We start from the raw sequence: 22049 nt of genomic DNA, 5'->3' as shown, positions 1-22049 counted from the left end.
CTTTTTTGTGTGAAAATAATTAATTTTGGTGATTTTTACATAATTAGTGGAGGATAGTGGGGAGATGTGGTAAATTATAAATAGAGGTGAGGTGATAAAATAATGTTCATGGGTGAATACGAAAACAAATTGGATACTAAAGGGCGTATGATCGTTCCATCTAAGTTTCGTTATGACTTAAATGAACGTTTTATCATCACGCGGGGCCTCGACAAATGCTTGTTTGGCTACACTTTAGAGGAATGGCAACTGATTGAAGAAAAGATGAAGACCTTACCAATGACTAAAAAAGACGCACGTAAATTTATGCGTATGTTCTTCTCAGGTGCGATTGAAGTAGAGTTAGACAAACAAGGGAGAATCAATATCCCGCAAAATTTAAGAAAGTATGCAAATCTTTCTAAAGAATGTACTGTCATCGGAGTTTCTAATCGTATTGAAATATGGGATACAGAGACTTGGAATGAATTCTACGAAGATTCAGAAGACAGCTTTGAAGAAATTGCAGAAGACTTAATTGACTTTGATTTATAATACGGAGGATAAAATATGTTTCATCACGTAAGTGTCATGCTTAAAGAAACCATTGACCAACTAAATATAAAAGAAGATGGTGTTTATATTGACTGTACACTTGGTGGAGCAGGACATGCTTTGTATTTATTAAATCAATTGAACGACAACGGTAAACTCATTGCGATTGACCAAGACACGACAGCTTTAAATAATGCGCGTGAGGTTTTAAAAGATCATTTACATAAAGTCATTTTTGTACATGATAACTTTAGAAATCTGAGGTCTATCCTAGAGCGATTAGATATAGAAAAAGTTGACGGGATTTACTATGATTTAGGCGTTTCTAGTCCACAACTTGATGTGGCAGAACGCGGATTTAGTTACCATAACGATGCAAAATTAGATATGCGTATGAATCAAGATCAAGAATTATCAGCTTATGAAGTCGTTAATGAATGGTCATATGATTCTTTAGTTCGTATCTTTTTTCGATATGGTGAAGAGAAATTTTCAAAGCAAATTGCGAGAAGAATTGAAGCCACGAGAGAACAAACTAAAATTGAAACAACTTTGCAACTTGTAGACGTTATTAAAGAAGGTATTCCAGCTAAAGCAAGACGTAAAGGTGGTCACCCAGCAAAGCGCATTTTCCAAGCCATACGAATTGCAGTTAACGATGAACTCAAAGCATTTGAAGATTCAATCGAGGAAGCAATTGACCTTGTGAATGTTAATGGAAGAATTTCGGTAATCACGTTCCACTCCTTGGAAGATAGGCTTTGTAAACAAATTTTTCAAGAGTATGAAAAGGGACCAGATGTACCTAGGGGCTTACCTGTTATACCAGAGGCGTATACACCAAAGTTAAAACGAGTTAATAGAAAGCCAATTACGGCATCAGAAGCAGATTTAGATGAGAATAATCGAGCACGTAGCGCTAAGTTACGTGTAGCTGAAATACTAAAATAGAAGGGGCGTCTATAGAATGGCTGTAGAAAGAGTGTACGATGAAGCTAGAGAATCCTTTAATTATAACCAACCGTTGCAGCAGCCGGAAACTAAAACTTCAACGGTCAAACGTAAAGTAGTCGTAAAGCTAACAAGACTTGAAAAAGTGCTATACATATCCTTAATTACAATGATTGCTTTGGTCAGTATCTATGTGCTATCTTTAAAAATGGATGCGTACGATACACGTGGGAAGATAGCAGATTTAGAAGCTAAGATTGAAAAACAATCCAGTCAGAATAGTGCATTGAAATCTGAAACTATGAAAAATTCCTCATATGAACGCATTTACGATAAAGCTGAGAAACAAGGGATGAGTCTTCAGAACGACAATGTAAAGGTAGTGCGTAAAGATGGCGAAGCGAAAAATTAAAATTAAAAAAAATAAAATAGGAGCAGTCCTCTTGATTGGTATTTTTGGACTGCTCTTTTTTCTGTTGGTTTTTAGATATGGTTTTATCATGTTAACAGGTCACTCTTCTGGCCAAGACCTTATTATGAAAGCCAATGAAAAATACTTAACGCAAAAAGAACAAGAACCTGAACGCGGTAAAATTTATGACCGTAACGGGAAGATTTTAGCAGAGGATGTGGAACGATTTAAGCTTGTCGCTGTTGTTGATAAAAAGGCAAGTGAAGGATCCGATAAACCTCGCCATGTTGTTAACACGAAAGAAGCAGCTAAGAAGTTATCTGAAGTTATCGATATGGAAGAAAAAGAAATTAAAAAACGTTTAGATAATAAAAAAGCGTTCCAAGTTGAGTTTGGTCAAAAAGGTAAGAACTTAACTTTCCAAGATAAAGAAAAGATTGAAAAAATGCATATTCCAGGTGTGTCACTTTTACCGGAAACACATCGTTTCTATCCAAACGGTAAATTTGCTTCGCACTTAATTGGTAAAGCATCAAAAGATCCTGAAACAGGTGAAATTAACGGTGCTTTAGGTATCGAAAAAGTATTCGATAGTTACTTATCAGGCAAGAAAGGTAATCTTTCGTTCACGCGAGACATTTGGGGTTATATTACGCCAAATTCTAAACGTGAAAAGCAACCTGAACGTGGTGATGATGTTCACTTAACAATTGATTCAAACATACAAGTATTTGTAGAACGTGCTTTAGATGACATGGTTAATCGTTATCAACCTAAAGATATCTTTGCCGTAGTCATGGATGCTGATACTGGTGAAATTCTTGCATACAGTCAAAGACCAACGTTCAATCCAGAAACTGGAGAAGGCTTCGGTAAGAAATGGCAAAACGATTTATTCCAAGAGACATATGAACCAGGTTCTACATTTAAAGTATTTGGACTAGCCGCAGCTATCCAAGAAGGTAAGTTCAAACCTGATGAAAAATATGATTCAGGTAGCATGGAAATCAATGGTCATAAGATCTATGACTGGAATAAAGAAGGTTGGGGCAAGATTACGATGAAAGAAGGTTTCATGTATTCTTCAAACGTATTAATGATGAAACTTCAAGATCTAGTCGGCGCCGACAAGATGCAGTCATGGTATGAGAAATTTGGATTTGGTAAGAAAACAGACAGTGTCTTTGATTCAGAACCTGAGGGCAACATTGCTTGGGAAGACGAATTACAACAAAAGACATCTGCTTTTGGTCAATCATCAACAGTGACACCTATCCAAATGATTCAAGCTCAATCAGCTGTATTAAATAAAGGTAATATGTTGAAACCATTTATAGTTAATAAAGTAACGAACCCAATTAAAGATGAGACATACTTTAATCAAGGTAAAAAGGTTATTGGTAAACCGATTACTGAAGAAACTGCTGATAAGACAATGAAACAACTTGATAATGTTGTTAATAATGAAAAAGCAGAAGCTAAAAACTACAGAGTCGACGGTTATGATATCGCTGGTAAAACTGGTACAGCCCAAGTTTCCGACCCTGAAAATGGTGGTTACGTAGAAGGCGACAACCCATACTTTGTAAGTTTCATCGGTCATGCGCCAAGTAAAGATCCTGAAATACTTATTTATTCAGGTATGAGTCTCGCGCAACAAAATGACCAAGAAGCATATGAAATGGGTGTAAGTAAATTATTCAAGCCAGTTATGAAGAATACACTTCAGTATTTAAATGTTGGTAATAAGCAAGATGAAGCAAACGAACCTCATTATAAGAAAGTACCAAGTGTTGCTGGTCAATCTGTTCAAAAAGCCCAAGATACCTTAAAAGGTCAAGGTGTCAATGCAACTGTGATTGGTGGCGGCGATAAGATTGAAAAGCAAGTTCCTGAAGGCGATACGAAACTGTTACCAAATTCAAATGTCATGTTAATGACGAATAAAGATTTAACAATGCCTAACATGAAAGGTTGGACGAAAGAACAACTAGTTGCATTTGAACAATTAACAGGCATTCACGTTAAAACGAAAGGTAGCGGTTACGTTAGTGACCAATCGATTTCACAAGGTCAAATACTGAAAGATGACGCAAAAATTGAAGTTAAATTAGAAGCACCGAACACCAATGGTAAGTCAGATGAATAACAGCATAGAAAGAACTGTATGAATGATGGAGTGACGGGATTAGGGTTTGGCATACAAATAGTCTAAAGCCAAGTGCTTATAAATCTCGTCACTCTTTTTAATCTAAAAATAATGAAATGAAACGTCGAAAAATAATATAAAAAGGAGACCAACTATGTCATACATTTTAGGCGCAATTGCATTAATCATTACACTTATTTTAGTACCAATCTTAATACCGACACTAAAACGCATGAAGTTCGGCCAAAGTATTCGTGAAGAAGGCCCTCAGAGTCACATGAAAAAGACCGGAACACCTACTATGGGTGGTTTAACATTCTTAATTAGTATTATCATCACGACGATAATCGCAAGTTTGATCATGCCTTATCCAAACCCATTACTTTTACTATTATTTGTAACGATTGGATTTGGTCTTATTGGATTTATCGATGATTACATTATCGTTGTTAAAAAGAACAACCAAGGTTTAACAAGTAAGCAAAAGTTCTTAGCACAAATTGCAATTGCAGTCATTTTCTTCATTGTATGTGTGTTATTTAATGTCTTTAAATTCTCAACAAGCATTAATATTCCATTTACTGATGTAAGTTTACCTTTATCATTTTTCTATGTTGTATTTATTGTATTTTGGCAAGTTGGCTTTTCAAATGCGGTGAACCTAACAGATGGTTTAGATGGTCTAGCAACTGGTTTATCAATCATTGGCTTTACAATTTATGCAATTATGAGCTTTATCTTAAATGAACCAGCAATTGGAACTTTCTGTATCATCATGGTTTGCGCATTACTTGGTTTCCTACCTTATAACTTAAACCCAGCTAAAGTATTTATGGGGGACACAGGAAGCTTAGCACTAGGTGGTATCTTCGCAACGATCTCAATTATGTTGAACCAAGAAATTACATTAATCTTTGTTGGCTTAGTATTCGTACTTGAGACGTTATCTGTCATGATTCAAGTTACTTCATTTAAATTAACTGGTAAACGTATCTTTAAGATGAGTCCACTACATCACCACTTTGAATTATGTGGATGGAGTGAATGGAAAGTCGTTATTGTATTCTGGACTGTTGGTTTAATTTCAGGCTTAATCGGTCTATGGTTAGGAGTGAACTAAAATGAAGGATTATCAAGGGCTTAGAGATAAAGAGGTATTAGTATTAGGTTTAGCAAAGAGCGGTTATGAATCGGCACAAGTGTTACATAGATTAGGTGCCAAAGTTACGGTTAACGATGGCAAAGATTTAACGAACGATCCATTTAAAATCGATTTAGAGAGTAAGGGCATTACTGTTGTGGATGATGAACATCCGCTAACTTTATTAGATAACGATCCGATTATTGTTAAGAATCCAGGCATCCCTTACCATATTCCTATTCTTGAAAAGGCCATTGAGAAGGACTTGGAAATTTTAACAGAAGTTGAACTAAGCTACCTTATTTCTGAAGCACCTATTATTGGTGTTACAGGTACCAATGGTAAAACAACAGTAACATCTTTAATTGGTGACATGTTTAAAACAAGCCGTGTAACAGGCCATATTTCTGGTAACATTGGTGTTGTAGCCTCTAAGGTTGCAGAAGAGGTTGAGTCTGACGCTTATATGATTACTGAACTGTCATCGTTCCAATTATTAGGCACGAAGACTTATAAACCACATATTGCGATTATTACGAACATTTATTCAGCTCACCTTGATTATCATGAAACACAAGAAAATTATCAGAACGCTAAAAAACGTATCTATCAGAATCAGGATGAAAATGATTATTTAATTTTTAATTATAACCAACGTCATTTAATTGAAGCGGATCAAATTAAGTCCAAAGTGCTTTACTTTTCAACACAACAAGAAGTGGATGGCATCTATGTAAAAGACGGATATATTGTTTATAACCAAATGAGAATTATTCACAAAGATGATATTGTATTGCCAGGGGAGCATAACTTAGAGAATATACTGGCTGCAGTGCTCGCAGCGATATTAGCGGGTGTTCCAATTAAATCTATCAATACGACGTTAACGACATTCTCAGGTATTGATCATAGACTTCAATACATTGGTTCAAATCGAATGAATAAGTATTATAATGATTCAAAAGCGACGAATACGCTTGCGACTCAATTTGCTTTAAGTTCGTTTGATCAACCAATTATATGGCTTTGCGGTGGCTTAGATCGTGGTAATGGCTTCGATGAGCTGATACCATATATGGATAATGTTCGCGTCATGGTAACATTTGGACAAACGCAAGAGAAGTTTACGAAACTTGGTGAAAGTCAAGGTAAGTACGTGATTCAAGCACAAGATGTTAAGGACGCTGTAGATAAGTTACAAGATGTGATTGAACCAAATGATGTGGTACTATTATCGCCAGCTTGTGCAAGTTGGGATCAATATGGCACATTTGAAGAGCGTGGCCAATCATTTATCGATAGCTTTTACAGTAACTTGCCATCAAATTAAAGGGTGTGACTAAATTGGCTGATCGTGTAAAACCTATAAATAATGATTACATTAAAGAAAAAAGACGCAAACAAAGAAAACGCCGTAAACAAATTCAACTTGGCATCATTCTTGGTCTGTTATTTATCGTAGGTCTAATACTCATATATATGTTCACGCCTTTAAGTAAGATTTCAAATGTTGAAATTAAAGGTAATCATTTCGTATCTAAGTCATACATCGAAGATCAATTGGACGTTAAAAATAACGCACGTATGTATACGTTCGATGCAGGTAAAACTGAGCAAAAGATAAAAGATCATGACTTGGTTAAGGACGCCGAAATGAAAAAATCATTGCCGAATACCTTGAAGGTTAATGTAAATGAGTATGATGTGGTTGGTTTAGTTAAGCATAAAGATAAGTACGTGCCATTACTTGAAAATGGCGGCATGCTTAAAGACTATAAAGATAAGTTACCTACAAATGTACCTGTACTTGAAGGGTTCCAAGGTGAGAAAAGAGACCGTATTGCTCAAGCCTTATCAGAAATGAAACCTAATATTAGAAGTTTAATTTCTGAAGTAAGTTATCAACCAGAAGCAACCAAACAAAATAAAATTAATTTATTTATGAAAGATAATTTGCAAGTTGTTGGTGAAATTACGACAATCGCAGATAAAATGAAGTATTATCCTAAAATGTCTAATGCTTTAGAAAAAGATGAATCAGGCAAGTTGAAACAAGATGGCTTTATTGATTTATCTGTTGGCGCAACTTTCATTCCATACGAAAATATCAAAGCATCATCTGGTGGTTCTGAAACAGACAAGGAAGTTAAAACGAAAACTCAAGCTGAAACGGAAGCTAAAGATGAACTTCAGAACGCTTTAAATCAAATTAAGCAAGATACTCAAGTTAAGAAAAAAGAAGACAAAGCTAAAAAAGATGGTTCGAAAGAAAGCGATTCTAAAGAAAAAGACCAAAAAAACAAAGAAAACAACAATAGTGAACAAAATAAAGAATAACCATGAAATGACAATAATCAAAAAATATTGTATTTAATTGGCTTTATAGTTCACATTAAAAGTTTGTTATTGTAAACTTAACATAGCGTAATGATGAATAGTAATTGTCAGGGAGGTGCCTATCTATGGAAGAACATTACTATGTGAGCATAGATATCGGTTCATCAAGTATAAAAACAATAGTAGGCGAAAAGTTTCATAATGGAATCAATGTGATAGGTACAGGTCAAACCTATACATCCGGCATTAAAAACGGAATGATCGATGATTTTGATATCGCTAGACAAGCGATTAAAGATACAATTAAAAAAGCATCTATCGCGTCTGGAATTGATATTAAAGAAGTATTTCTTAAATTGCCGATTGTCGGTACTGAAATCTTTGATGGTGAAAATGAAATTGAATTCCATCAAGACACTGAATTAGATGGTACGCACATTGAACAAGTTTTAGAAGGCATTCGTCAAGATAATAGCGTACCAGAGACGGAAATCGTAAACACATTCCCAATTAAGTTTATTGTAGATGGTACAAACGAAGTTTCAGATCCAAAAGAAATTGTCGCAAGACATTCTCTTAAAGTTGAATCTGGCGCGATTGCCATTGATAAATCAATTCTTATCAACTTAATTAAATGTGTCGAATCTTGTGGCGTTGATGTATTAGATGTATTTTCTGATTCATACAACTACAAATCAATCTTAACTCCAACTGAAAGAGAACTTGGTGCATGTGTGATTGATATTGGTGAAGACCTTACGCAAGTTGCTTTTTATGAAAGAGGCGAACTTGTTGATGCAGAAAGCATTAGAATGGCTGGTCGTCATATCACTGAAGACATCGCACAAGGCTTAAATACTTCAGTTGAGACTGCTGAAAAGATTAAGCAACAATATGGTCATGCTTTCTATGATTCAGCATCAGACCAAGATGTATTTACAGTTGAACAAATCGATAGTGATAAAAAAGCGGAATTCACTCAAAAAGAATTAAGTGATTTCATCGAAGCACGCGTTGAAGAAATCTTCTTCACAGTGTTCGATTTATTAAAAGAACTACAATTAACACGCGTTAACGGTGGGTTTATTATCACTGGTGGTTCTGCTAACCTATTAGGTGTTAAAGAATTATTACTTGATATGGTTAACGAAAAAGTACGTATTCACACACCTTCACAAATGGGTGTCAGAAAACCAGAATTTAGTTCTGCTATTTCAACGATTTCTAGTAGTATTACTTTCGATGAGCTATTAGAATATGTTACAATAAGTAATCATGATAACGAAGAAATAGAAGAAGAAGTTATTGAAAATGAACCTAAACAATCAAGTAAATCAAGTGTTTATGGTCAGTGGTTTAAGAAGAAACCAAATAAACCATCACAAAAAGAAACAAAACATCACGACGAGGACACTGAATCACGTACATATAACGAAGATGAAACGTACGACAATCAAGAGTCAGGACAAAATGGTCAAGAAGAAAGCAAGTTCAAAAAATTAATGAGATCACTGTTTGATTAACGAGCCACAAAGATTAGGAGGAAATATAAATGTTAGAATTTGAACAAGGATTTAATCATTTAGCTACTTTAAAGGTAATTGGTGTAGGTGGCGGCGGTAACAACGCTGTAAACCGCATGATTGATCATGGTATGAACAATGTTGAATTTATTTCAATCAATACAGATGGTCAAGCTTTAAACTTATCTAAAGCTGAGTCTAAAATCCAAATTGGTGAAAAATTAACACGTGGATTAGGCGCAGGCGCTAACCCTGAAATTGGTAAAAAAGCTGCTGAAGAATCACGTGAACAAATCGAAGACGCTATCCAAGGTGCGGACATGGTATTCGTAACAGCTGGTATGGGTGGCGGAACTGGTACAGGTGCTGCACCAGTTGTTGCTAAAATCGCTAAAGAAATGGGCGCATTAACTGTTGGTGTTGTTACACGTCCATTCGGTTTCGAAGGCCGTAAACGTCAAACACAAGCTGCTGCTGGTGTTGAATCAATGAAAGCTGCAGTAGATACATTAATCGTTATCCCTAACGACCGCTTATTAGATATCGTTGATAAATCTACACCAATGATGGAAGCATTCAAAGAAGCAGATAACGTATTACGCCAAGGTGTTCAAGGTATCTCAGACTTAATCGCTGTATCTGGTGAAGTTAACCTTGACTTTGCAGACGTTAAAACAATCATGTCTAACCAAGGTTCAGCGCTTATGGGTATCGGTGTTTCTTCTGGTGAAAACCGTGCCGTTGAAGCTGCTAAGAAAGCAATTTCATCACCATTACTTGAAACATCTATCGTTGGCGCACAAGGTGTGTTAATGAACATCACAGGTGGCGAATCTTTATCACTATTTGAAGCTCAAGAAGCTGCAGACATCGTACAAGATGCTGCTGATGAAGACGTAAACATGATCTTTGGTACAGTAATCAACCCTGAACTTCAAGATGAAATTGTTGTTACTGTAATCGCTACAGGTTTCGAAGACAAACCTTCAACTCACGCTCGTAAACAATCTAACACTGGATTTGGTTCAAGTGTTACTGGAGCTAAACAAGAAGAAAGTCTTTCTAACCGTAATCAAGCACCTTCTAATCAACAAGAACCAGCAAGTGATGTTAGAAGCACTTCTACTAATGAAGATGATATTCCAAGCTTCATTCGTAACAGAGAAGAAAGACGTTCTAGAAGAACTAGACGTTAATCATACGAATTACCTTTTAACGATTGGTTAAATAAAGAGGTCTAAGAAAGTCAGGTATGCGCGTCATACTGCTTGATACTGATGAGGTGTTCAAGTTATATTGACTTTGTTAGACCTTATTTTTATAATGTCACGCGTTAGGTCGGTGTCTTTTAAAAAAGTGGAGTGGATATCAATGGAAAAGTTTAAATATCATCAACATCACGTAGCATATGAAGACAAATGTCTGAATCATGTTACAATTGGGATGACAACAAGACAGGGTGGGTTTAGTGCTTACCCTAAAGATAGCTTTAACATGGCGCGATACATAGATGACGATCGTAACAACGTATCGCAACATCAAGACATGCTTGCGAACGAGATTCAATTTGATGTCGAAAACTGGGTCTTTCCCATTCAAACGCATCAAAATCACATTCAAGAAGTTACACGCGCGCATCGTGGTATCAATATTAGAGAACTCACTGATGACTTACACGGCATCGATGGTATCTATACATATGATCAAGACGTGTTGTTAACGATGTGTTATGCGGATTGTGTGCCTATTTATTTCTATAGTGAAAAGCATCACTACGTTGGACTTGCTCATGCTGGTTGGCGTGGTACGGTAAGTCAAATTGTGTGTAATATGATAGATGCAATTGATTTTAATCTCGATGATTTACACGTTGTCATTGGTCCTGCGACATCTAATAGTTACGAAATTAATGCGGACATTAAATCCCAATTTGAGGCGCTACCAATTGATGTAAATGCGTATATTGATAAACGTGATGAAGATCGTTATGGAATAGATTTAAAGCATGCAAATCAACTTTTATGTATCTATAAAGGTGTACCTGAATCAAATATTGATGTCACACATCTTACAACGACTGAGATGCGAGATGATTTCTTTTCGTATCGTTTAGAAAAAGGACAAACAGGTAGAATGCTCGCTTTTATAGGTCAAAAGTAAATGAGGTGTATTAAATGAACGTTAAAGAGAATTATACAAATATTTCAAAGAATCTTACAAAACATCATAATACTGAACTTACTTCGAATGAACCTCGCGTGATTGCCGTTACGAAGTATGTTACAATAGAGCGTGCACAAAGTGCTTATGATGCAGGTATCAGAGACTTTGGCGAGAACCGCATAGAGGGCTTTTTAGAGAAGAAAAAAGCATTACCTGAAGATAGCGTGATGCACTTTATCGGTTCACTTCAATCTCGTAAGGTTAAAGAAGTGATTAATGATGTCGACTACTTACACGCATTAGATCGCAAGAGTTTAGCGAAAGAGATTGAAAAAAGAGCAGACGATGTTGTGAAATGCTTTGTTCAAGTGAATGTATCTGGCGAAGCTTCTAAACATGGATTAGAGCTCGATGCAGTAGAGGACTTTATCAAAATGTTAGGTGACTATTCGAAAATTGAAGTTGTAGGTTTAATGACGATGGCACCTTATACGGATGATGAAGCAGAATTGAAAGAAATATTTAGTAAATTAAGACATAAACGCGATGAAATAAAAGCACTCGGATTAGCGCACGCGCCATGTACTGAATTATCAATGGGTATGAGTAATGACTACATGATTGCTACCGAAGAAGGCGCTACATATGTTAGAATTGGAACAAGTTTAGTAGGAAAAGAGGAGTGAATCCATGGCTATCAAAGATTTATTTAATGGTTTTTTCGTAATGGAAGAAGAGGATGAAGTTGTAGAAGAAAGAGAACAACGTGAACGACGTGAACAGCAAAGACGTGACGAAGAAGCTAAAAATGAACGTAAACAGAAACCGAAATCAAACACTACGAATCAAGGTAAGAATCATAAACAATCTTCAAATAAAGCGCATTCACTTCAGTCAGTTCCAAAAAAACAAACTTCAAGATTAAATGTATCTCAACAAGGTACATCTAACCACCAGACAAGGAATGTGGTAAATATGAACCAAGATCAATATCAAAACGTACAAGAAAGTTCTAAAATGTGCTTATTTGAACCACGTGTATTCTCTGATACGCAAGATATTGCAGATGAACTTAAAAACCGTCGTGCAACGTTAGTGAATTTACAACGTATCGATAATGTTTCTGCTAAACGTATTATTGACTTCTTAAGTGGTACTGTTTATGCAATTGGTGGGGACATCCAACGAGTTGGTCAAGATATCTTCTTATGTACACCTGACAATGTTGAGGTTGCAGGTACGATTACTGACCAGATTGAATCGTATGAGTATGATCACCCAAGAGATTAGAGGTTAGTATAAAATGAGTATGGACTTATTAGTTACGATATTTAAATTTATCATTTTTATAGCTCAAATTTACTATTATGGCTTAATTGTATATATTTTTATGTCTTGGTTACCAGGCGCAAGAGATTCGAAGTTTGGAGAATTTATGGCTAAGATGTACGAGCCTTATTTAGAACCATTTAGAAAGATCATTCCACCAATTGGTATGATTGATATTTCTTCATTGGTAGCTATTGTGGTAGTACATTTCTTTATGAAAGGTCTACAAAGTATATTCAATTATATTTTAGTTATGATGTTTTAAATATTTGAGTTGAAAGGGGTCTAGGATATCTATCTTAGGCCTCACTATTTTATCTAGCATGAAAGTGTTTCATGTATAGGGGGCTGGGACATTAGTCGTTAAATAGGGCAATTAAGCTTTATTTCCTACAATTCTCAAAACAGATGACTCAGAGGGCGGGGCCCCGGCACAGAAATTTGCGCAAGCAAATTATCAAGTTATGGAAGCCGGGGCTTTTCAATGTAATGAACAAAGAAGCGAAAGCTTCTTTGTAAGTTCAACTAACGAATTAAAAATTCGAGTTGAACTTTACAGGAAAGCATGCTGTTTAAGGGAATTGTAGTATTATGTCCCGGCCTCATTTCGAATATCAAGGGCGAGGTTAGAAGTCTTAAACACTTCTATCTCGCTCCTTTTTAAAGAATGGAGCGTAAGACATTGGATATTTATCAACACTTTAGGAAAGAAGAAGCACCCTTTATAGATACGTGTATTGATAAATGCTTACAAGCTGAACGTAATTATGCACCTGTGTTAACTCACTTTCTAGATCCTCGGGGGCAATATATCTTAGAAGTTATTACAGGTAGTTATCAAGATTTGAAGGTTTATTTTGAAGGCGGTAGGGATAGTGAACGTAAACGTGCTTTAATAACGCCTGATTATTATGAACCTCAAATAGACGACTTCGAGTTAAGTTTAATCGACATCGATTATCCTAAAAAATTCGTTACGATCCAACATCAACATATACTTGGAACATTGATGTCTTTAGGTATTGAGCGTGAACAAATTGGCGATATATTAGTCGGTGATCGGCTACAATTTGTTTTGACAAAACAATTAGAATCTTTTATTATGTTTGAACTAACACGTATCCGCAATGCCTCAATAAAACTTAATTCTATTCCGCTTGAAGATATGATACAATCTAAAGAGAATTGGAAAGTCCAGACGGCAACGGTGAGTGCGATGCGCTTAGATGTTGTATTAAAAGATATGATTCGTAAATCACGAGGTATTGCGAAAGCTTTAATCGAGAAAAAGCGTGTGAAAGTCAATCATACGATTATCGAAGATGTAGCTTTTAAATTAGACGAAGGTGATTTACTGTCCATTCAAGGGTACGGACGTGCCAAAGTTACAGAAATTGGTCACCGTACTAAAAAAGATAAATTACACATCACCTATGAAACAATGTTTAAATAGTGTATGATGAAGGAGGATATGGGATGCCTTTTACACCGAGTGAAATTAAAAATAAAGAATTTTCCAAAGCGAAAAATGGATTAGACCCAGTTGAAGTTAAAAGTTATATCGAACAACTTAGTAAAGAGATCACACGTTTAAATAAAGATAAAGAGCAACTTAATAAAGTGCTTGAAGATAAAGAAACGAATATTCAATCATTTAAAGATGTTGAAAAGTCCATCGGCGAAGCGCTACTTATGGCGCAGCGCACTGGTGAAGAAACGAAAGCTTCAGCTCAAAAAGAAGCTGAAGCCATCATTCAAGATGCTAAGGTGCAACATGATAAGATTGTGAATGATGCGATTGAAAAGGCACGTCGCTTGTCTTTTCAAACAGAAGATATGAAACGCCAATCTAAAATCTTTAGATCACGTTTTAGAATGTTAGTTGAAGCGCAACTTGATTTATTAAAATCTGATGATTGGGAGTACTTGCTTAATTATGATTTAGATGCACAGTCTGTGTCTGAAGAAAATATTAAGCATCTCAATGACAAAGATTTAACTGAAGACGAGAAAGCACAACAACCAGATGGTGAACAGGCTGCTGAACAAGCTAATGCTTCTAATGATGAGGCTAAAAACGAAACGAAATAATGTAGACGCGTCAATAAGTTACATATACTTTAGCGAGTTAGGGACGGTGGAAGCCTAGCGTATATCCTTATTGGTATCACTACATTGTAACGAATAAATATGATAAAGAATGAGAGAGCTCTAAGTTGAGTTAATCAGGGTGGTACCGCGATTACATCGTCCCTGTTAATTGAACTTAGAGTTCTTTTTATTTAAAGGAGTGTAAAATAAAATGGATTATAAAGAAACGTTATTAATGCCAAAGACAGGTTTTCCAATGCGTGGAGGATTACCTAACAAAGAACCTAAATTGCAAGAAGAGTGGAAAGAGAAAGATATTTATAACAAATTACTAGAAAAGAACAAAGACAATACGCATTTCATTTTACATGATGGTCCGCCGTACGCGAATGGTAACTTACACATGGGTCATGCTTTAAATAAAATGTTAAAAGACTTTATTGTAAGATATAAATCAATGCAAGGTTACTATGCACCTTACGTTCCAGGTTGGGATACGCATGGTCTTCCAATCGAACAAGCATTAACGAAAAAAGGTGTTAACCGTAAGCAGATGTCTACTGCTGAATTTAGAGAGAAATGTGAGGATTTCGCACGTAAACAAATTGATGGTCAACGTGAAGACTTCAAACGTTTAGGTGTTAATGGTGATTTCGATAATCCTTATATCACGTTAACGCCTCAATATGAAGCGGCTCAAATTCGTTTATTCGGTGAAATGGCTGATAAAGGCTTAATTTATAAAGGTAAGAAACCTGTTTACTGGTCACCTTCAAGTGAGTCATCTTTAGCTGAAGCTGAAATTGAGTATCATGATAAACGCTCACCGTCTATCTATGTGGCTTTTGATGTGGAAGATGGTAAAGGTGTCGTTGATGAAGAAGCTAAATTCATTATTTGGACGACTACACCATGGACTATCCCTTCAAACGTAGCGATTACGGTAAGTCCTGAATTAACTTATGTGCAAATGAACGTTAACGGCGAGAAATATATTATCGCAGAAGCTTTAGTGGATGAAGTTGCTGAAGCATTAGAATGGGATAAAGAGTCTATCGTTCGTGAGAAAGACTATAACGGTAAGGATTTAGAATATGTTGAAGCAAAACATCCATTTATTGACCGTATTTCATTAGTTATCCATGGTGATCACGTTACAACTGACGCTGGTACTGGTGTCGTTCATACTGCACCTGGACACGGGGAAGACGACTATTTCGTATGTCAAAAATATGATTTAGATGTCATTTCACCTATCGATGATAAAGGTGTATTTACTGAAGAAGCGGGTCAATTTGAAGGTATGTTCTATGATAAAGCGAATAAGGAAGTAACAGATTTACTTACAGAAAAAGGCGCTTTATTAAAATTAGAATTTATTACGCATAGTTACCCTCATGACTGGCGTACGAAGAAACCTGTTATCTTCCGTGCTACACCACAATGGTTCGCATCTATTAATAAAGTGCGTCAAGATATCTTAGATGCAATCGATGATACGAAGTTTAAAGTTGAATGGGGTAAAACACGCCTTTACAACATGATTCGTGATCGTGGTGAATGGGTAATTTCAAGACAACGTGTTTGGGGTGTACCGCTACCAGTATTCTATGCTGAAAATGGCGACATCATCATGACTAAAGAAACAGTTAACCATGTTGCAGATTTATTTGAAGAACATGGCTCTAACGTTTGGTTTGAGCGTGAAGCGAAGGACCTCTTACCAGAAGGGTTCACGCATGAAGGTAGCCCGAATGGTGAATTCACGAAAGAAGAAGATATCATGGACGTTTGGTTCGACTCAGGTTCTTCTCACCGTGCTGTTTTAGAAGGTCGCGATGAATTATCTTACCCAGCTGATCTTTATATAGAAGGTAGTGACCAATATCGTGGTTGGTTCAACTCTTCTATCACAACGTCTGTAGCTACACGTGGCGTATCACCTTATAAGATGTTACTTTCTCACGGTTTCGTTATGGACGGCGATGGTAAGAAAATGAGTAAATCACTTGGTAACGTCATTGTTCCGGATAAGATTGTTAAACAAAAAGGTGCTGACATTGCACGTTTATGGGCAAGTTCGGTGGATTATTTAGCTGACGTTCGTATTTCTGATGAAATCTTAAAGCAAACTGCTGATGTATACCGTAAGATCCGTAATACGTTACGCTTTATGCTAGGTAACTTAAATGACTTCAATCCAAATACAGACGCTATTTCTGAAAGTGAACTTTTAGAAGTAGATAAGTATTTATTAAATCGTTTAAGAGAATTTACTGCGCATACGATTGATAACTATGATAACTATGATTATCTAGATATTTATCAAGAAATCCAAAACTTTATCAATGTTGAATTAAGTAACTTCTACTTAGATTATGGTAAAGATATCTTATACATTGAAAAGCAAGATGCGTTAAAACGTCGTAGTATGCAAACAGTTCTATATCAAATTCTTTTAAATATGACGAAGTTATTAGCACCAATCATCCCGCATACAACAGATGAAGTTTGGTCTCATACGGAACACGTTGAAGAGGAAAGTGTTCACTTATCAGATTTCCCTGTTAAAGAGGAAGTTGATTCAGCACTTCTTGAAAAATGGTCTACATTTATGAAACTTCGTGATGATGTTAACCGTGCATTAGAGGTTGCTCGTAATGAAAAAGTAATTGGTAAATCATTAGAAGCTAAAGTTGTGATGAGTGGTAATGATCAATTCGACACACTTTCATTCTTAAAAGACTTTGACGATTTACATCAATTATTTATCGTTTCTCAAGTTGAGCTTGAAGATCAAGTTGATGGCGGAACATCTTACAATTATGGTGATATCAAAATTGAGCATGCTGATGGCGAAAAATGTGAAAGATGTTGGAACTACGCAACGTCTCTTGGTTCAGTAGGCGAACTTACGAACCTATGTCCACGCTGTCAAGAAGTTGTGAGCACGCTTTAATTTTGTAAGTGTTTGACGAGGCGTGATGCTTTTTACGAAACGCGATGTGATTTTTGCGTTTTAGGTGTATTCACGAAGTGCGATGAGTTTTCGTGATGAGCGAAGCTTAATGCGTTTTTTATAGTGCGATGAGACTTCGAAAAACGCAAATATTCTTGCGTGTATGTCTAAGCACGAGGCTTGAATATCACAGCTATTAATAAAATGATGCCATGGATAAGGACTTTTGTTCGATTAAACGTAAATTAAGAAAGCATTTGTTTAAAAGGCTTTGAAGTTTACGTTAACGAACGATATATCGCTTGTGAGCTTTTATGCCATGAGTGGTCCTATGTCCATGGCTTTTTTTCTGAATTAGGGTGATATATAATAGAACTTGTATTTTAGATGTTGGTATTAGGAGGACAAAAATGAAAAAGGCATATTACTTTGGGCTTGTAATTCCTACGATTTTGGTAATTTTAATCTTAGATCAAATTACGAAGTTTATTGTTTCAAGTTCAATGAAAATTGGAGACTCGTTTTCAGTAATTCCAGGTTTTTTACATATAACATCACATCGAAATGATGGTGCTGCATGGGGAATTTTGAGTGGCAAAATGTGGTTTTTCTATATCGTAACGCTTGCAGTACTCGTATTCTTAATCGTCTTTTTCATTAAAGAGGGTAAATATAAGCCAGGTATGCAGCTTGCTTTAAGTTTATTATTCGCAGGTGCGCTTGGTAACTTTATTGACCGTATTATACATGGTGAAGTGGTTGATTTCATCGATACATACATCTTTGGATATGATTTTCCTATTTTTAATGTTGCAGACTCAAGCTTAACCATTGGTGTTATACTAATACTTATTATGTTAGCTATCGATGCTTTTCATAGTAAAAAGGAGGAATAAGATGGCACAACATGAATTTACTGTAGATTCAGAGCATCATTTACAACGTATCGATAAGTTTTTACCTGAACAAAATGATGCATGGTCACGTAGCCAAGTTCAGGATTTAATTAAAGAAGAACTTATTAAAGTTAACGATAAAGCTGTTAAATCTAATTATAAAATTAAGGAACATGATCGAATCGTTGTTTCTGAAAAGGAAACGGTTGAAGCGGACATCTTACCAGAAGATTTAAATTTAGATATTTATTTTGAAGATGAAGATGTGGCAATCGTGTATAAACCTAAGGGTATGGTGGTACATCCAGCGCCAGGACACTATTCTAATACGTTAGTGAATGGTTTGATGTATCAAATGACGGATTTATCAGGTATTAATGGTGAAATTAGACCTGGTATTGTACACCGAATTGATAAGGACACGTCAGGTTTATTAATGGTTGCGAAGAATGATATCGCGCACCGTTCACTTGTTGATCAACTCGTTGATAAAACTGTAACGCGTAAATACGTGGCTTTAGTACATGGGGTAATTCCTCATGATTATGGAACGGTAGACGCACCTATTGGTCGTAATAAGAACGATCGTCAGGCGATGGCTGTTGAAGACGACGGTCGTGATGCGATTACACACTTCGATGTGCTACAACGTTTCAAAAATTATACGTTAATTGAATGTCGCTTAGAGACAGGTCGTACGCACCAAATTCGTGTTCATATGAAATATATCGGTTATCCGTTAGTAGGTGATCCGAAGTACGGACCTAAGAAAACGATGGATATTGGCGGCCAAGCCTTACACGCGGCGACGATTGGTTTCAACCATCCTAAAACAAATGAATATATTGAAAAGATTGCACCACTTCCAACTTACTTTGAAGAAATCCTTCAAGACTTGGATAAAGGTGAAGCTTAGTTAATGAAAGAGGCACAAACGTTGATTGGCGTTTGTGCTTTTTTGGGTTAAGGGGTAAAAATGCAAAGAGTTATAATTGGCTATATTATCTATAAAAAATACGTTAAAAATAAGTTGACAAAATAGTTATAGGCAATTATATAATTAAAATATGTAATTCAAGATCTAATACTTAGAATGGTAGATGTATTGTGAAAGTTTATTATAAAAGGGGATGTGGGCTAATATATGAGTAAATCACTATTTCGTACAAATGAAGTAATTGAACTTCTATTTATATACTTGTTCTGCCTTATAGTGAATTCGTTAATTACTTATATTAGTTTACATGATTGGTCGGATTACATCGTTTTAGAATCATATATAAGCTTATTTATTGATTATCAAAACATAATTATTATAGCAGTTAGTTTTATCAGTCTTGTGTATCATTATCAATTCAATAGACGAAAAGCGACCGAAGTTAGATGTAAAATTATTGTTGGAGATTACCTGTTTAACCTTTTACTTTTACACATAAGTTTAAATTTAATGATACTTTTGTTGAGTTTTTCAATTTCATCATTAATTAATCTCTATTTTAATATACCATTTTTGTCAAATTTTAGTGTATTAGGCATATTAGTTATTTATATCTTTATTAGTATAGGAATGATGATTGTTAATGATGTATTTAAAAAAGTTCATGAGTGATTCATTTATTAAACGTCCTCTATTTACCTTATCTTTAATCGCTTTACTAATTTTTGCTAACTTTCTAGCTTTTACTACTGTAAGATCTATTATTCTAAATATACAAGGACTTAAGGAAGTATCTTTATGGAATAAGAAGGACAATTACTTATTTAATTTAGACCCGAAATATAATTTTGAAAGCGTAGATAATAACTTAGATTTAAACTTACTATTCAAACATTTAAATGATAATTTTACTTATGCTATTGAGGTGAATGGAATAAAAAGTGGAATTAGAGATAGTAAAAATATGGAGATAAATCTGGAATATATTAGTAAGGAAGCTTATAGACTTAATAAAATTGATCTGATAAAAGGAAAACATCTAAATTATGATAATAACTACACAAAAGATCCTATACCTGTTTTAATCGGTGCTAGTTTAGAAAAACTTTTTCCTCTCGATACTATATTTAAATTAAAAGATCCTACTTTGGAAAAAGAGGTGACTCTACAAGTCAAAGGTGTTATACAAGGAAATTCTTACAAGTCTTTAAAATTAGCTCCTAATACTAAGGAATATCGAAACTTTTCAATAGTAATACCAATTAACCAGAATTTTATTTATGACTCCAATGAATTATTAAAAGTTAATAGCATACATAATCTTTTAATACTAGATTCTAACGATAAAAGTGTAGAAGGTTTAAAAAGATACTTTGAAAAATATAATATATATTTAAATTTTTATGGCAAAAATGACAATGACGCATATTTTAAAGAAAACTTTTATCAATCATATATTCTGATTTCTTGTATAACTACAATAATACTTGTAGTTATTATAGGGTTAGCTTTATGGAATACCTTTAAATATATCCACCTTACCACTAAAGAAATAATATTGAATATTTTAGTAGGTTTAAGTTACGAAAGATTAAAATTTGTTTATTACTCTTATTATATATTTTTAAGTTCTATTAGCTCAGTTATTTTATTTATACTTATTGCTTATAATCGATGGTTACATTGGGTGAATAAAGAGAGCAATTTAGCTACCTATAATATTTGGGGATTATTAGATATTGATTGGTATGCGTTATTAGTAGTTATAGGTATTAATTTATTCGTATCAATTATTATTGTAGAGTTATCTATTTTAAAGGTTAAGCGAATACCGCTATCAAAGGGGTTATTACTATGAATCATATTATAAATTTATCTTTAAATTCTAAAAGATTTAAGAAGAACAATTTAACTATGTTAAAGTCCTTTAACTTAGAGGTTGATTACGGAGAAAGTATTTCAATAACAGGTTCCTCTGGAGTAGGAAAAACAACCTTATTAAATATTATAGGCTTGGTTGATTCAGATTTTGATGGTAATTATAACTTATTTGGTCACAATATAAATGGGCTAAGTTCGAAAGAAAAAGCACTTTTACGTAATCAAAAGTTGGGATTCATTCTACAAGAATCCGCACTGATTAATTCGTTAAGCATTGAGAAGAACATAAAATTACCTTATTTATATGCTAAATCTAATGATGTTCAAAATTTAATCGATCATTATAACTATGTCATTGAAAAGGTAGGAATACAAGGAATTCTAAAAAAGAAGCCTTTGGAATGCTCTGGAGGTCAACGAGCTAGAGCGTCTTTAGCTAGAGGTTTAATAATGAAACCTGATTTAATTTTAGCTGATGAACCAACTTCTTCTCTTGATGAAGATACTAAAGCACGTATTGTAGACTTATTATTTGAAATGAATAGAGAGTTTAGAAGCACATTAATTACTGTAACGCACGAACTAGACTTAGCACATCGTCATGATAGGATGATAACTATAGTTAAGGATTGTAGTAATTAATTATAAACAATCGAATTATGACAAAAAAAACAATAAAGCGATAATATTGATTTTAGTTAGGTTTAATAAAAAGTAGAGCGAAATTAGAGAGCTAGTTTATCAAG

20 protein-coding genes are annotated in these 22049 nt (G+C 34.8%); all 20 read left to right on the top strand.

What is annotated here, in order from left to right; genetic code table 11:
* The first annotated feature begins 102 nt into the window (after nt 1-102).
* The 20 genes from mraZ to ACF3N8_RS09820 all read left to right on the top strand — a co-directional run bounded on the left by mraZ (nt 103) and on the right by ACF3N8_RS09820 (nt 21945).
* The gene (gene mraZ, locus ACF3N8_RS09915) at nt 103-534 is read left to right on the top strand and encodes a division/cell wall cluster transcriptional repressor MraZ (RefSeq protein ID WP_009381588.1); all 432 of its coding nucleotides are present in this window, start codon (nt 103-105) and stop codon (nt 532-534) included.
* A gap of 15 nt (nt 535-549) precedes the next feature.
* The gene (rsmH, locus tag ACF3N8_RS09910) at nt 550-1485 is read left to right on the top strand and encodes a 16S rRNA (cytosine(1402)-N(4))-methyltransferase RsmH (RefSeq protein ID WP_009381589.1); all 936 of its coding nucleotides are present in this window, start codon (nt 550-552) and stop codon (nt 1483-1485) included.
* Nucleotides 1486-1501: 16 nt separating this feature from the next.
* Entirely contained in the window at nt 1502-1897 is a 396-nt protein-coding gene (gene ftsL, locus ACF3N8_RS09905; protein WP_009381590.1) for a cell division protein FtsL, read from the top strand.
* The gene (locus tag ACF3N8_RS09900) at nt 1878-4046 is read left to right on the top strand and encodes a penicillin-binding protein (protein ID WP_009381591.1); all 2169 of its coding nucleotides are present in this window, start codon (nt 1878-1880) and stop codon (nt 4044-4046) included. Before ftsL ends, ACF3N8_RS09900 begins: the two co-directional genes overlap by 20 nt.
* A 154-nt stretch (nt 4047-4200) precedes the next feature.
* Nucleotides 4201-5166, top strand: coding sequence for a phospho-N-acetylmuramoyl-pentapeptide-transferase (gene mraY, locus ACF3N8_RS09895; RefSeq protein ID WP_009381594.1), 966 nt, complete (start codon nt 4201-4203; stop codon nt 5164-5166).
* A gap of 1 nt (nt 5167) precedes the next feature.
* Nucleotides 5168-6517, top strand: coding sequence for a UDP-N-acetylmuramoyl-L-alanine--D-glutamate ligase (gene murD, locus ACF3N8_RS09890; protein WP_009381600.1), 1350 nt, complete (start codon nt 5168-5170; stop codon nt 6515-6517).
* A 14-nt stretch (nt 6518-6531) separates the two neighbouring features.
* Complete coding sequence (locus tag ACF3N8_RS09885) at nt 6532-7524, top strand: cell division protein FtsQ/DivIB (RefSeq protein ID WP_009381602.1); 993 nt, start codon at nt 6532-6534, stop codon at nt 7522-7524.
* 125 nt (nt 7525-7649) lie between these two features.
* Nucleotides 7650-9047: a cell division protein FtsA gene (gene ftsA / locus ACF3N8_RS09880; protein ID WP_238093621.1), complete on the top strand. Its 1398-nt coding sequence runs from the start codon at nt 7650-7652 to the stop codon at nt 9045-9047.
* Nucleotides 9048-9076: 29 nt separating this feature from the next.
* Entirely contained in the window at nt 9077-10243 is a 1167-nt protein-coding gene (gene ftsZ, locus ACF3N8_RS09875) for a cell division protein FtsZ (RefSeq protein WP_017176584.1), read from the top strand.
* Nucleotides 10244-10418: 175 nt separating this feature from the next.
* Complete coding sequence (gene pgeF, locus ACF3N8_RS09870) at nt 10419-11207, top strand: peptidoglycan editing factor PgeF (protein ID WP_238093620.1); 789 nt, start codon at nt 10419-10421, stop codon at nt 11205-11207.
* A 14-nt stretch (nt 11208-11221) separates the two neighbouring features.
* Nucleotides 11222-11896, top strand: a complete 675-nt coding sequence (locus ACF3N8_RS09865) for a YggS family pyridoxal phosphate-dependent enzyme (RefSeq protein WP_009381608.1) — start codon at nt 11222-11224, stop codon at nt 11894-11896.
* Between the two features lie 4 nt (nt 11897-11900).
* Nucleotides 11901-12500 carry a cell division protein SepF gene (locus ACF3N8_RS09860; protein WP_009381609.1) on the top strand — a complete coding sequence of 200 codons (600 nt, stop codon included), beginning with the start codon at nt 11901-11903 and terminating at the stop codon, nt 12498-12500.
* A 13-nt stretch (nt 12501-12513) separates the two neighbouring features.
* Nucleotides 12514-12804, top strand: a complete 291-nt coding sequence (locus ACF3N8_RS09855) for a YggT family protein (RefSeq protein ID WP_009381610.1) — start codon at nt 12514-12516, stop codon at nt 12802-12804.
* Between the two features lie 402 nt (nt 12805-13206).
* Nucleotides 13207-13992, top strand: a complete 786-nt coding sequence (locus ACF3N8_RS09850) for an RNA-binding protein (protein WP_052032050.1) — start codon at nt 13207-13209, stop codon at nt 13990-13992.
* A gap of 23 nt (nt 13993-14015) precedes the next feature.
* Complete coding sequence (locus tag ACF3N8_RS09845; RefSeq protein WP_009381615.1) at nt 14016-14630, top strand: DivIVA domain-containing protein; 615 nt, start codon at nt 14016-14018, stop codon at nt 14628-14630.
* A 211-nt stretch (nt 14631-14841) separates the two neighbouring features.
* The gene (gene ileS / locus ACF3N8_RS09840; RefSeq protein WP_392449872.1) at nt 14842-17589 is read left to right on the top strand and encodes an isoleucine--tRNA ligase; all 2748 of its coding nucleotides are present in this window, start codon (nt 14842-14844) and stop codon (nt 17587-17589) included.
* A gap of 410 nt (nt 17590-17999) precedes the next feature.
* Entirely contained in the window at nt 18000-18485 is a 486-nt protein-coding gene (lspA, locus tag ACF3N8_RS09835; protein ID WP_009381617.1) for a signal peptidase II, read from the top strand.
* 1 nt (nt 18486) lies between these two features.
* On the top strand, nt 18487-19401 hold the full coding sequence (locus ACF3N8_RS09830) for an RluA family pseudouridine synthase (RefSeq protein ID WP_009381618.1): 915 nt from the start codon (nt 18487-18489) through the stop codon (nt 19399-19401).
* A 664-nt stretch (nt 19402-20065) separates the two neighbouring features.
* The gene (locus ACF3N8_RS09825; protein WP_009381620.1) at nt 20066-21280 is read left to right on the top strand and encodes a hypothetical protein; all 1215 of its coding nucleotides are present in this window, start codon (nt 20066-20068) and stop codon (nt 21278-21280) included.
* On the top strand, nt 21277-21945 hold the full coding sequence (locus tag ACF3N8_RS09820; protein WP_009381622.1) for an ABC transporter ATP-binding protein: 669 nt from the start codon (nt 21277-21279) through the stop codon (nt 21943-21945). Before ACF3N8_RS09825 ends, ACF3N8_RS09820 begins: the two co-directional genes overlap by 4 nt.
* Nucleotides 21946-22049 lie beyond the last annotated feature (104 nt).

Source organism: Staphylococcus massiliensis, from assembly GCF_043186315.1.
Lineage (GTDB): Bacteria > Bacillota > Bacilli > Staphylococcales > Staphylococcaceae > Staphylococcus > Staphylococcus massiliensis.
The sequence above is the reverse complement of the archived record's forward strand: the minus strand, read 5'-3'. Positions and strand labels throughout refer to the sequence as shown.

Coding starts and splice junctions, on each gene's coding strand:
- mraZ (WP_009381588.1), top strand. CDS start 103: ATGTTCATGGGTGAATACGAAAACAAATTGGATACTAAAGGGCGTATG.
- rsmH (WP_009381589.1), top strand. CDS start 550: ATGTTTCATCACGTAAGTGTCATGCTTAAAGAAACCATTGACCAACTA.
- ftsL (WP_009381590.1), top strand. CDS start 1,502: ATGGCTGTAGAAAGAGTGTACGATGAAGCTAGAGAATCCTTTAATTAT.
- ACF3N8_RS09900 (WP_009381591.1), top strand. CDS start 1,878: ATGGCGAAGCGAAAAATTAAAATTAAAAAAAATAAAATAGGAGCAGTC.
- mraY (WP_009381594.1), top strand. CDS start 4,201: ATGTCATACATTTTAGGCGCAATTGCATTAATCATTACACTTATTTTA.
- murD (WP_009381600.1), top strand. CDS start 5,168: ATGAAGGATTATCAAGGGCTTAGAGATAAAGAGGTATTAGTATTAGGT.
- ftsA (WP_238093621.1), top strand. CDS start 7,650: ATGGAAGAACATTACTATGTGAGCATAGATATCGGTTCATCAAGTATA.
- ftsZ (WP_017176584.1), top strand. CDS start 9,077: ATGTTAGAATTTGAACAAGGATTTAATCATTTAGCTACTTTAAAGGTA.
- pgeF (WP_238093620.1), top strand. CDS start 10,419: ATGGAAAAGTTTAAATATCATCAACATCACGTAGCATATGAAGACAAA.
- ACF3N8_RS09865 (WP_009381608.1), top strand. CDS start 11,222: ATGAACGTTAAAGAGAATTATACAAATATTTCAAAGAATCTTACAAAA.
- ACF3N8_RS09860 (WP_009381609.1), top strand. CDS start 11,901: ATGGCTATCAAAGATTTATTTAATGGTTTTTTCGTAATGGAAGAAGAG.
- ACF3N8_RS09855 (WP_009381610.1), top strand. CDS start 12,514: ATGAGTATGGACTTATTAGTTACGATATTTAAATTTATCATTTTTATA.
- ACF3N8_RS09850 (WP_052032050.1), top strand. CDS start 13,207: ATGGAGCGTAAGACATTGGATATTTATCAACACTTTAGGAAAGAAGAA.
- ACF3N8_RS09845 (WP_009381615.1), top strand. CDS start 14,016: ATGCCTTTTACACCGAGTGAAATTAAAAATAAAGAATTTTCCAAAGCG.
- ileS (WP_392449872.1), top strand. CDS start 14,842: ATGGATTATAAAGAAACGTTATTAATGCCAAAGACAGGTTTTCCAATG.
- lspA (WP_009381617.1), top strand. CDS start 18,000: ATGAAAAAGGCATATTACTTTGGGCTTGTAATTCCTACGATTTTGGTA.
- ACF3N8_RS09830 (WP_009381618.1), top strand. CDS start 18,487: ATGGCACAACATGAATTTACTGTAGATTCAGAGCATCATTTACAACGT.
- ACF3N8_RS09825 (WP_009381620.1), top strand. CDS start 20,066: ATGATGTATTTAAAAAAGTTCATGAGTGATTCATTTATTAAACGTCCT.
- ACF3N8_RS09820 (WP_009381622.1), top strand. CDS start 21,277: ATGAATCATATTATAAATTTATCTTTAAATTCTAAAAGATTTAAGAAG.